We start from the raw sequence: 12,116 nt of genomic DNA, 5'->3' as shown, positions 1-12,116 counted from the left end.
TACCACCTTATGGGCGAGAAATCCGCAGACTTTATAAATATAGTTATCCTACTTACTTATTATCTACCACCTTAGTCCTTAAACTTAGTGATCTTTTCAAGTACCCTGTAAAATTAAGTCGTTAGTCATCCCTCAACCGGCTTCAAATTATATAAGTCCGTTAAAGTACCCTGTTTAAATTAGGTAGCCTGTCATCCTATGCTTTAACTCCAAAAAAACTATCCTACCTTATATTCATCCACATTCTTACTTATCATCTGTGCTCCAACCTTTTGCACCAGTTTTCCCCCTGAACTAGAAAAGGCATTCTTACTTATCACCATATCCATTGTATTCGATATTTCTTGTTGTGTTAGATTGTCCCTTACTCCACGTAGAGATATATTTATCTTATCTCCCTTTTCGTTTTTAAATGCGAGTACAAGGTATTTTACCTCCATAAAGGCACCTCCTTTCTTAATAAATTAGGTCTACACCATTATTGAGGCTATAAGGATGTCCTAATTAATTCTTAAACAACATATAACACTTCCATAATAAGACCCAAGACTTTGCATTTGTAGCTTAAGGCTTTTAAATATCCTCAACTAAATAGTCGTGCTGCTTTCTTATACTAACAGCATCAGAACTCATGAGACCTGCTAGTGCCTTTCCAACTGCATAAAAATCATCATCGCTTATGTCTAGCCTCACATCTGAAAACCTCTGACTGTTAAATATATCATCGCCTTTTTCATTGGTACCAGTCTTGTACTTTATTATCATGGAGTTATTACTCAATATTGAAGTTGCCATATCTTCACCTCCCTTCAAGCTTCACTAAGCCTAATACTTCCGTCACTCTCTCAATTTATGCCTATAGACATACTGATTAATAATGAAATCTATCATAATCCTGTTTAGTAAACTTAGATATATTATTACTTAGAACTAGAACTTATTCTGCATTTCCAACAATCTAAAATTCTTAAACACCTTAGTTACTAGTAAAAGCTAACTGCTTGCCCTTTTTACAATTATTCTTAAAAATTAAAGCTGCTGATAACTTTAGTTGTTTTGTCAGTGTAATCCTTAGCTATAGATTCAACCTTGTGACAGATATAGTTTAAGGAACATCCTTCACAATCTTCTAAAACCTCATTTTCCAGCAATGAACAACCAAGCCCATCCTCATAAGTAGAATCTCTTATGGCCAAAGCAATCTTTAGCTTATCGAAATTTCTTCCCTCCTCTAAGTTAATTGAAATACAGTCATTAATCATAACATTTCCTTCCCTTCTTTAAAAATAGATTGGATTTGAAGTTGTCTATCCTTAAGCCGTCCCTTGTCCACGGCCAAGTATATAATATGTGATTCATAAATCACCTGAAGTAGATAACATACTTTCTCCGTTTTTAATGCCTAGCAAAATAAGCAACTTCATTCCCTTCTAATTAGCTTATATGCTTAAAGCTAATACTTTGGGGAATTTAATATTCTTTCCACTTCTACTTTCCTGTAAAAATCATTTCTGTATATACTGCTTTACCATTTAAAATGATAGTATTTATAAAAAGTCGCTGAAGCGATCTCCTTCAATTAGCTTATTTTGCACCTCTGCCTTTTCTAAAGGTATGTGAAGAAATTCTGCAGGTGACATAATTTTATTTTTTACTGTTTAACCTAAATAGCTACTACAAAGCCTTAATATTACTAGGCTTAGCTAACAAAAAAAATTATACTCTCCTATACAGTAGAAAAGTGACGCCAAGTATCCAAAGCATTTCTTAGTATATCTTAAACTTTTCCTCAATCCCTTTCCTTAAGCATATATACCATATGAATGGAGGTGAATTTCACATTCAGGTTAATGATTTAGTAAACTTAGTAGCCAATGTAGGATTTCCAGTTGTTATAAGTGCCTATCTGCTTATAAGACTTGAGAAACAGATCATCTCACTAACAGCCTCAATCAATAAACTCAATACCATAATCTCAACCAAACTCGGAATTGTTATAGATAATTCTGAGGAAAACAAAAGTGCTTAAACCACTATAAAGAATAAAAAATCTCACTGAAGCGACTATTTCAGTGAGATTTTTGCATATATAATTTTTCAAGCTTATATAAAAAAATTGTACCATTGAATAAACTTTCTTTTTTACTGTATACCTAAAAAACATATTAAGCCCTTTATTTTACTAGGTTTAGCAAGCAAATCATTTTATAATTTCAACCGATTATGTTTATCAGAATATTTGTAACACTCTATTCCACGGATTATGTTTAGCAGATTATTTCTCACATTCTATTCCATAGATTATGTTTAGCAGAATATTTTTACATCGTATTCCATTTCATCACTACAAATAATATAATTGTATTATATTTACATATAGTACCCTTCCAATTATGAACCTCACTAATTCTTAGCGTATGTTCATTAGCCTTTAAAATGGCTTAGCTGTTTAACTTCAGCACTGTAATTTATGTATAGATGCACTACTTCATAATAAATTTATATTTTCAAATTTTCAGCTCAAAACCTAGAGGAGTTTTAAAAATAGATTTCTGATTGAAGCTGTGAAGCTTTAAACTCTCTTACTTAGCACTTGTATATTTTTTTCTCATAGATATATTTTCAATGTCCACGTAATATATCTTACTATAATATGTAACTTTAATATGTAACTTCTATGAAACAGAAAGGCTTTTCCATTATACTTTTGGGGAACTTTAGCCTTTATGGGAAATTCCTACGAAGAACAATGTGGTTTTCATCATACTCTGTGAAGGCTTCACTTTCATATACGGTTCATAAAAAATAAAGAGAGCTTATACAATTGGGGGAATATTACTATGAAACTAAGAATTAATAAGAAAAAAACACTAGGTATGCTTTTTGTTGCACTAATTATATTTAGCATGATATTTTCTTTAGCTACTACTAACTCAGTACCACTGGGGGATATTATCTTAAAAAGATTAGGTTTAAAGACCTGGTCTAATGGAACTGAAGGCTTTCACTATACAGTTCTGTACTCTATAGCAATGCTAATAATAGGCTATAACGGCGCTTATCATTACTTACATGATATTTATCCAAAATTTATTAAAAGAATTCCTCTACTATTAGTAATTTTACTATTAATATTTCCATCAATACAGTCCAGCATTGATAAAACAGCTAAATCCTTCTCAAAGGGAGTTAATGCCATAGATTATAGAAAAGATATTAGCTATTGCAATTTTACCAAGGACTCCTCTGGCAATGTTGTATTGAATACCCATCTTCAATTTAAAAACTATAGCAACAAGGATGTAAAAATTTATATAAAGCTGGTTCCAGATAACCTTGGTCCAGAAAACTCTATTATCAAAGATCCTGTTGTTGCTTTGGACATAAGAAGCAATGCTCCAAGAGAATTTCTCATTCACGCTAAAAGTTTACAAGGCTTAGATGTGCAATTTAAAACTAATTTGCAAACTACAACTTCATACCAAGGCAGTGCCCAAGGCTTAAATCTAATCATCTATGACAATAATCAAGAGAAAAGTTTTACAACTGATTATCAGTACAACCTTCAATAAGGGACTTTGTTAAAATATTGTGTTGAGATTGAATGGTTAATCATCCAGTTTCAACAATAATATTAAACACAGCCTAGTAAAAATTCAAGTTTTTTTTAACAGAGTAATACATAAATAGATAACGAGGAGAGCTAATTTATGCTGAAGGAAAATAAGAAGTATATTCTAATGACCATAGTTAGTGTAATGATAATACTTTGCTATCTATATATTCAAATCTTTGGTATTCCACCTAAATATGATAGTGGAAAAACTATAGAGAAAGCTTTAAATGTAGGCTATGAAAAGAACCATAGTAATGCTGGCTTATCCCAAATACTATCTACAGTCGATCTTCCTAAAGATGAGAAATTAGTATTTTATAAGAGCAATGAAAATATATTATGCTATGGACTAGTAAAAAGAAAATCAAAGGATAATTGGATAGTTCTAAGTAAAGGTGGCAGTTATCAACTGGATCAAACAACAGCTTCCCAATATAAAGATAAGCTTTATTGGGCTTGGTCTAACATGCAGGAGTTTGGCCTAACCGTAGGAGTTGTTGAAGATTCTGATATAGATAAAATTACAGTTGACGAGAAAAATGCTACAATAATAGATACTCCTATCAACAAAAGAGTATGGTATTTCATTGATAGAAAAGCTTCTTCTTCAGGAAGACATGAATATAGCGATAATATTAAAGGCTATGGCAAAGGAAATTTAATTTATACCTTTCCTACTCAAGCTAAATCTTTATAATCGAAACAATGACGCGTATACAAAATTAAATACGCACCTTTTCAATTTATATTCAAGCATATAGATAACTGCTGAATCTAAACGAAAACTACTTTTAATAATATCGTTGATAAAGGAGACACGTTATGAAATTATTACCACCAACACTGGAATATAAAAATCAAATTTTAGAGTACAAAAATGAATTTCTTAAGGATGGGGATAGCTTGGCATGATCATCCTATCTATAAGACTACGAGACATATGAAAAATGACTTCAATTTGTACAGGATAATGAAAATGCAGCTACAAAACATACTGAGATAACTGCAAGCCTATTCTTAGCCATAAGAGAGGAAGACAATAAGTTACTAGGAATGATAAATATACGACATGCTTTAAACGAATACCTCTTCAATTACGGAGGACATATTGGCTATAGCGTAAAAAAAGAAGAACGTAGAAAAGGTTATGCTAAGGAAATGCTAAAGTTAGCTTTAGAAAAATGCTCAGATTTAGGCCTTAAAAAGGTATTGCTCATCTGTGACGCTGATAACATTGCTTCCTCAAAAACCATAAAAGCTTGCGGGGGAATACTAGAAAATGAAGTTTTAGAAGAAGATACTTTAATCCAAAGGTATTGGATAGAATTATAGGTAGGTGGCTTATTATAAAGCCTCACTAAAGTAACATTCTTCAGTGAGGCTTTGCAATCTGCCTACATTCAAATTCCACCACTCATAAAAATACTATAGGTAACCAACTTCAACCATTAATTTATAATTATTATGAATTAAGTTTCATATAGGTTCCCTATACACTAACTATTCATGATATTTTACTTAGTTTGCAGTTTTATTTAGAAGTAGTACATCTTTAGAATTAACATTTTCTTTTATAGTACTCCACCTTTTTTAAAATTCCAGGAGTTTTTATTAGCTTCAAAGTCCTATCAAAATAATCTAAAGCAGAATTCTTATTACCCTTTTTAAAATAGTAGATTCCATAGTATAGGTATAAACTACTTCTAAGAATATCGTTAGGCTTTTCCTCAAGCATTTTATTAATGGAATGCACGCCTCTTTCAAGATCACCATCTAGTATATCTAGTTGTATTTTCCTATATTCTAAGGATAAATAAAAAGACTGCATATGCTTTTCACTCTTTATGTTGGATATTGCTTTTTCCAGCATTAAAATATATCGTCTAGCCTCTGAAAATTTATCCTGTTCAATTAATGGACTAATTAAGTTTATAAGAATAGAGCTATAAAAAATGTCTCCATTTTGTTCAGCTTTACTCATATTGTAATATGAAAGGAGCTCTCGTAGTAAATCTTCCGCCTCTTGATATTTTCCGCAATTAATAAGAGCAGTTGACTTTTGGAAGCGATAATAAGAGATCTTTCTCTCCCACATCTTTTTTTCAGAGGCTCTTATTCCTCTATCTACTGTATCTTTAATATAAGCATCTATGCCATTAATATATCTCATTGGATCTTCATAAAGCAATTTCTTTAGTTTTCTTTTCGGAATAAGTTTAGTTTTTCTTTGTTCCTTTCCAACCTCACTAGCCCAATATCTGCTTGGAAGTATAATAGATGCTTCTGTTTTTTCTGGACACATCAGTACAGGAAAATATTCAAAATCAATGTACCTGTTAGGAAGCTGTTCTCTATGAACCATGAAGGTAGTTAAGTAAACTTCTTTACCAAAAGTAATACTTTCAGGAAGTTTTGCATTAAATAAGGTTACAATCTCATCATCTAATATATCTGCAAATCCTTGCAGCTTCTCATCATTGCATACTTTACCTTTTATCTTAGTAAGCTCCGATGCAATAGCTTTTAATGCTTTTGGATTTTCTTCAAAATATGGATCTTCTGAAAACACCATAACCGCTGGGTTATTATTAATTTCTAAAGAGAACAATCTGTAGTTAGCTTGAACTATAGTTCCTATAGCTATTCTTCCCTTTCTCTTCAAAATGCTCTGATCTTTATATGTAGCCGCATACCTATTATCATTTAAATTTTTCATCCACATTGGCTTTAACAGTATATTATAATCATTAAAGGTAAAAGAGCTTTTTTTCCGCTCATTGTAATAAATCTCTCTCGTCTTGTTCATAAACTCAACCATCTATTTTCCCCCTTCAATCCCTGTCTGCTACCCACATTCAGCTATTTTAAAGCTACAGTACTTCGTTTTCTAAAGTAGCTGTGCCCCCCTAAATCCAAATTGACCATAAGGTTCTTCAATATCATTAACAACCTAACCAAAGCATTAATTTTTGCTTATATAGTTGTACTTCTCAATAAGATTTATATTCTAAAAATTATCTCATATAAACTAATAGTAAAGTTTAAAAAAGATTTAATAAGTATCTTATGCAGCTTTTTATGTCATATCATCTATAATAAAAACAAAACCTATATGCTCATTATCTTAATATTTTTTCATCAAATCTTACTTATAACTTAGTAACAATATTATAGCACAAACAATATTGTGTCCGAAAGCAAACCTTATCTCCTACACTTTAATATACATTAATTGTCTAAAGCATTTTTATTAGTTATAATAAATTGATAAAGCAAATTAAATATAGCTTATATAATAAAAGTATAATTATTGATAATAACACACCACATTAACCAAAGAAGTACTACATCATTATATAGATTGAAAGGCGGTTTATAGAATTTATGAAACCTTGGGCCATTTTAGATATTGAACCTACCGATGATATTTCAGAAATAAAAAAAGCCTATGCTAAAAAGCTTAAAATTCACCATCCAGAAAGTGATCCTGAAGGATATCAAGTTTTGCGTGAAGCCTATGATACCGCTGTAAAATATGCAAAAGCCTCTAAAAAATCTGTCAATATAGATTCCACCACTGAAACAAATGATACATCCATAAATATAGATTTTATCACTAAAACAACTGATATTTCCCCTCAGTTTACTATTGAATATGGACCAGGCTCTCCTTTACATATGGAGGAAGTACCTCATGAAGAATCTCCAAGTATATATGAGCAAAATGCCCATTTCCTAACTCAGGTTGAAGCTTTGTATGATGACTTTTATTCAAGAATTGATATTGGAAATTGGAAAACTCTCTTAGACAGCGATTTATTATGGCTTATAGAAAACAAGCTAGTGCTCAGCAGAATGTTGCTAGACTTTCTCTCTAGTCATCACCACCTTCCAAAAGACATATGGATACTTCTTGAGGATACTTTTAAATGGTGCGACGAAGAAGCTAAGGTCACTTATTCCCATGAGTCTGACTTCGTTGATTATATAAAGAAACAGTTAAATACACCAATACCTTTAAACTACTCCTACTTTAGGATTATAGATTGTGTGGATTATGAATTATTTTTTGACCATAGAGAAAAAGTTCAAGATAACATCATGGCGAATAATATTTCTGCTGCAAAATATCATCTAGAACAAGCAAAAAAACTTTACACTGATGATCCAGACTTATTTCGTCTAGAAGGTATAATCTACCTACTTAATGAAGACTTAGTTAATGCTTATGGTTCCTTCGAAAAAGCTTTAACAATTAATACTGAGGACCCTGCTGCTTTAAAATACGTTATCACTACCTATTGCGAAAATAATCAGACTGCAGAAGCCCTGGAAACCTATAAGTATCTTTATCCAGAATCTGCTGATACCAATGCTCTACCACTTTTCGTCGCAAAAACCTATTTTAAATTAGGTGCCTTAGATAAAGCTAAAACCTGGGCTTTAAAGGCCATTAAAACTTTTCCCCCAGAAAATGAGGCTAATATATTACTTTCCCAGATATATGCAAACCTTAGGAAAAAGCTATCTAAAGCATTGGCCGAAGACCCTTCCAATGAGAAAATTAAACTTAAACTGGATGCAATAAACTCTGAGGTCTTTGGAAGAACCACTGAAAATACCCAACTAAACGAACCTAAAGGCATCCTCAAAGCCATACAGCTGATATTTAAAATTGTACTAGCCATTCTTTTATTTGTGATAAGCCTAGCATTAATCTTTGCATCAAGAATCGGTATAGTAGTAGTAGCTTTCTTCGCTATTATGAGATTTGTATTAAAAAAAGGAAAATAATATATAAGACTAGTTAATATAATTAGCCAATGAAATCTTGATTCTGCTTCCAATGATTGAAGCAAAATGTGTATTCACAGCAATTAAAAAGTTAAGGCTCAAAAGTAATATAGACCTTGCTTACAACAAAACAGCTGATACTAAAGAACCTCACTGTTCCTTACTTTGACCATGAGTCATAGTAAACTTATAACAAAACAACTGATAATAAAGAACTAAAGTAATATTCCCTTAATCAAATATATTATAGTTGTTAATGTCATTGTTGGCACACTAACTTTATTGGTGGAGGTAAAAAAGTGATTACATATAGAGAAATTGATAGCTCATACTTTGACAAATATGATAAGATTCCAATGCTTGTTAATGCTAAAAGCATACTTAAACTAGAAAAAATCCAGAATGGGTTTGGAGGTATTTTATTAAAAGAGCTTCCAGTGGAAGCATATATAAAAGATTTAGGCCAATATGCAGAAGTAAGCAAATATGCAGAAGAATTTGATATAACTAATTGGGCCTTCTTTATGGCTTTTGATAATGAATTTCCTATTGGAGCAGTTACTGTTGTTTCAAAAACAAAAAATATTCATATGCTTGATGGTAGAGATGACATGAGTGTATTGTGGGATATAAGGGTTGACGATAGCTATAAGCAGCAGGGAGTGGGTACAAAGTTATTTAATATGGCTGCTGAGTGGTCAAAATTAAAAGGATTAAAACAAATGAAAATTGAATGTCAAAATAACAATGTCCAAGCATGTAAGTTTTATCATAAACAAGGTGCAGTATTAGGCAAAATAGATGAATATGCTTATTATGAGGATATTGAAGACAGAAATGAAGTTCAGCTTATATGGTATTTAGATTTGTAAAATTATCTTTAGATTTATAGAATCATATTGAGTATGATATGAAATCTTTTTAAAAGTGCTATTTCCTAATGGCCTGGCTAGCCTTGCCAAAGTATAGTAAAATACAGACCTGCCTGTGCTCTGTATGTATATATTTAACTCCCTATAGGTATGTGTTAAATAAATGTTGTTAACCTCTTTGACTTTTAAAAACCTTTCTATTTAATCTAAAATCATTAGATACCTCACTACTAATAATATAAGTTAAAATTCATATTTCATTGTTGAAGTTATAAAAAAATGCTCACCCACATTTCTTTAGTACATTCCCATATAGTAGTTAAAAGTAATATTCTCCACTCTCCAAAGCTAGCTTCTGATATTATGATTATATCAATTCAAAGAAGTTCATAATAAAGTTCAAAACATCTCAAAAATAATACTCAACGCACATTTTTTTAATACATTCCCATATAGTAGTCAAAACCAATATGCTCCACTCTCCAAAGCTGGCTTCTGATATCATGATTATATCAATTCAAAGAAGTTCATAATAAAGTTCAAACCATCTCAAAAGCAATACCCACACACATTTTTTTAACACATTCACGTATAGTAGTCAAAACCAATATGCTTCGCTCCTCAAAAATCACTTTTCAAAGTATCTATTTTGAAGCTAAAAGAGTTTTTTATAAAGCTCACTCCATTCCAAAGAAAATGCTCACCAACAATTTTTTAATACATTCACGTATAGAAACAAAAATCAATACACTATCCTCTCCAAAGTTTGTTTCTACTAATAATATTGGATTATATATCAATACGAAAGAAAATTTCTCTAAAGTTCAGACCATCTCAAGAAAAATACCTACCCACATTTTTTTAATACATTCCCATATAGTAGCGAAACCCAATATGCTTACCCTTGAAGCCTTTTTTAATCACTTCCTATACAAAAGTTTCAAGTTTTAAATAAAGATAGCCTATATTTATTTAGATGCACACATCATATGGCTAATATATTTAATATGGTTGATATGTTATAATTATCCATAGCTCGATATGCAGTTGCATTTTTTTACGAAATAGTGATTATATCAGAACAAAGTATTTAGAAAATATATAATTTCGGAGGTTGATATATTTTGCAAAAGATAGTCTTTATGCGACATAGCGAACCTGATTACTCATTGGTTGAAGAAAAAAAATACATAGGGCATGGGATAGATTTAGCCCAACTTACCGAAAATGGTATTCGAATTGCTGAAAATGCTTCGTTGGACAGTAGATTAGATAATGCAGATATAATTGTTTCTTCTCCATATACACGAGCTTTACAAACAGCAGCAATTATATCAAAAAACAGACAATTGGACATAAAAATAGAACTTGATTTACATGAATGGATGCCAGACCTGTCTTTTCAATATTCATCTAAAGAACAAGCTTCAAAAGCAAATAGGTTATGCATTGAAAATAAGGGGATTTGTCCAAACGATAGCGAGATAAAGTTTGAGAACCTAGAAGATGTCTTTATCCGAGCTAAAAAGGCACTTTTAAAGTACAGCAATTATAAAAAAATCATTGTAGTAACCCATGGCATTGTTATACGACGATTTTCTTTTGAACCCAATATACCTTTTTGCGGGATATCTGAGATTGACTTTGATGAATCATTTATATGTACAGCCTTTCAAGCCTATTAAAAGTAACTAATAGGCATAACCTGAAGAATAGCTACTTCACTTTCTTATTATATACAATCTTAACGGGTGAAATTTATTCGCCCATTAATTTTTAAGCAAACTTATCAAAGCATAATATAACTAGCATTCAAGTACGGTACTTTAACAAAACTAAATTCTATAATAAAATTATACCTATATAAAAAACGCTAAATAGATAAACTATAGAAAAAGCACTAAGGAGATCAAGCTATGGCAGAATTTTGGGAAGCGAGCTTTATAGAAAATCAAAGGATGTGGGGCTTTGAACCTGCAGACTCAGCAATATTAGCAAAGGATTTTTTCCTTGAACATAACGTTAAGGACATATTGATACCTGGCATTGGCTACGGCAGAAATGCAAAGATTTTTCTTGATAATGGAATAGATGTAACTGGAATTGAGATTTCAAAAACGGCAATTGACTTAGCCAGACAAAGCGATCTTAATATTAATATTTATCATGGCTCAGTAAATGATATGCCCTTCGATGACAAAGTTTATGATGGCATATTTTGCTATGCACTCCTTCACCTGTTAAGTAAGGCTGAGCGAAGTAAATTTATTGAGGCTTGCTATAATCAGTTGAAGCCAGAGGGATATATGATTTTTACTACTATTTCAAAGGATGCTCCAATGTTCGGAAAAGGTAAACAACTAGATAAAGACTATTTTGAGATAATGGATGGACTAAAAATGTTTTTCTATGACGCTGAATCTATAGAAGAAGAATTCGGTAAATATGGACTGATGGAAATTTCAGAAATAATTGAGCCTCATAAGAATGCAGAAAATAAGCCTCCATTTAAATTTTTGATGATAAAGTGTCAAAAATAAGACTAACAAAGCTTTTAAGTTTATCTAGGATTTTATTATTATTTTAAATATTAAAGTAGTATATATATTAAGCTGTCAATGCTCCTATATTTGTTATTATAGGATGGAAATTTTCAATATAATTTCTTAGATAGATTGCAACATTATATTAGAATATAGATAAATAAAAAGTCTCACTGAAGCTGCCTTCTTCAGTGAGACTTTTTCAGCCCATCTAACTCAAACTCAACCATTCCAACCCGTTGAAAACACCACATCTCTATCTTAGTATGATCAAATAAACTATGGCTTTTC

Annotated in this window: 12 protein-coding genes; 8 read left to right on the top strand and 4 right to left on the bottom strand. The window is 31.3% G+C overall.

The window, feature by feature from the left end; genetic code table 11:
- Positions 1-218 precede the first annotated feature (218 nt).
- From C1I91_RS10945 to C1I91_RS10935, 3 genes are all read right to left on the bottom strand, one after another.
- A complete protein-coding gene (locus C1I91_RS10945) occupies positions 219-440 on the bottom strand; it encodes a DUF2922 domain-containing protein (RefSeq protein ID WP_128212920.1) in 222 nt (73 codons plus the stop codon).
- Between the two features lie 133 nt (positions 441-573).
- Positions 574-795 (bottom strand): DUF1659 domain-containing protein, encoded by a 222-nt coding sequence (locus tag C1I91_RS10940; RefSeq protein WP_128212919.1) that lies wholly within the window; start codon positions 793-795, stop codon positions 574-576.
- A 227-nt stretch (positions 796-1,022) separates the two neighbouring features.
- Positions 1,023-1,262 (bottom strand): hypothetical protein, encoded by a 240-nt coding sequence (locus tag C1I91_RS10935; protein ID WP_128212918.1) that lies wholly within the window; start codon positions 1,260-1,262, stop codon positions 1,023-1,025.
- A 578-nt stretch (positions 1,263-1,840) separates the two neighbouring features.
- Between C1I91_RS10935 and C1I91_RS10930 the strand changes: the two genes are divergently transcribed.
- The 4 genes from C1I91_RS10930 to C1I91_RS28815 all read left to right on the top strand — a co-directional run bounded on the left by C1I91_RS10930 (position 1,841) and on the right by C1I91_RS28815 (position 4,948).
- On the top strand, positions 1,841-2,029 hold the full coding sequence (locus tag C1I91_RS10930; RefSeq protein ID WP_128215965.1) for a YvrJ family protein: 189 nt from the start codon (positions 1,841-1,843) through the stop codon (positions 2,027-2,029).
- A gap of 811 nt (positions 2,030-2,840) precedes the next feature.
- A complete protein-coding gene (locus C1I91_RS10925) occupies positions 2,841-3,572 on the top strand; it encodes a hypothetical protein (RefSeq protein ID WP_128212917.1) in 732 nt (243 codons plus the stop codon).
- Between the two features lie 138 nt (positions 3,573-3,710).
- The gene (locus C1I91_RS10920; RefSeq protein ID WP_128212916.1) at positions 3,711-4,313 is read left to right on the top strand and encodes a hypothetical protein; all 603 of its coding nucleotides are present in this window, start codon (positions 3,711-3,713) and stop codon (positions 4,311-4,313) included.
- Positions 4,314-4,669: 356 nt separating this feature from the next.
- Entirely contained in the window at positions 4,670-4,948 is a 279-nt protein-coding gene (locus tag C1I91_RS28815) for a GNAT family N-acetyltransferase (protein ID WP_338032606.1), read from the top strand.
- 226 nt (positions 4,949-5,174) lie between these two features.
- On the opposite strand, the gene C1I91_RS10910 is transcribed toward C1I91_RS28815, so the two are convergent.
- A complete protein-coding gene (locus C1I91_RS10910; RefSeq protein ID WP_128212915.1) occupies positions 5,175-6,434 on the bottom strand; it encodes a tetratricopeptide repeat protein in 1,260 nt (419 codons plus the stop codon).
- A 566-nt stretch (positions 6,435-7,000) separates the two neighbouring features.
- On the opposite strand from C1I91_RS10910, the gene C1I91_RS10905 reads away from it, so the two are divergent.
- The 4 genes from C1I91_RS10905 to C1I91_RS10890 all read left to right on the top strand — a co-directional run bounded on the left by C1I91_RS10905 (position 7,001) and on the right by C1I91_RS10890 (position 11,822).
- The gene (locus tag C1I91_RS10905; RefSeq protein ID WP_128212914.1) at positions 7,001-8,410 is read left to right on the top strand and encodes a J domain-containing protein; all 1,410 of its coding nucleotides are present in this window, start codon (positions 7,001-7,003) and stop codon (positions 8,408-8,410) included.
- A 299-nt stretch (positions 8,411-8,709) separates the two neighbouring features.
- Entirely contained in the window at positions 8,710-9,282 is a 573-nt protein-coding gene (locus C1I91_RS10900; protein ID WP_128212913.1) for a GNAT family N-acetyltransferase, read from the top strand.
- Positions 9,283-10,406: 1,124 nt separating this feature from the next.
- A complete protein-coding gene (locus C1I91_RS10895) occupies positions 10,407-10,967 on the top strand; it encodes a histidine phosphatase family protein (protein ID WP_164880499.1) in 561 nt (186 codons plus the stop codon).
- 231 nt (positions 10,968-11,198) lie between these two features.
- Positions 11,199-11,822: a class I SAM-dependent methyltransferase gene (locus C1I91_RS10890; protein WP_128212911.1), complete on the top strand. Its 624-nt coding sequence runs from the start codon at positions 11,199-11,201 to the stop codon at positions 11,820-11,822.
- Positions 11,823-12,116: the final 294 nt, after the last annotated feature.

This window comes from Clostridium manihotivorum (assembly GCF_004015185.1).
GTDB classification, from domain to species: Bacteria; Bacillota; Clostridia; order Clostridiales; family Clostridiaceae; genus Clostridium_AR; species Clostridium_AR manihotivorum.
This window is presented reverse-complemented; position numbering and strand designations above follow the sequence as displayed.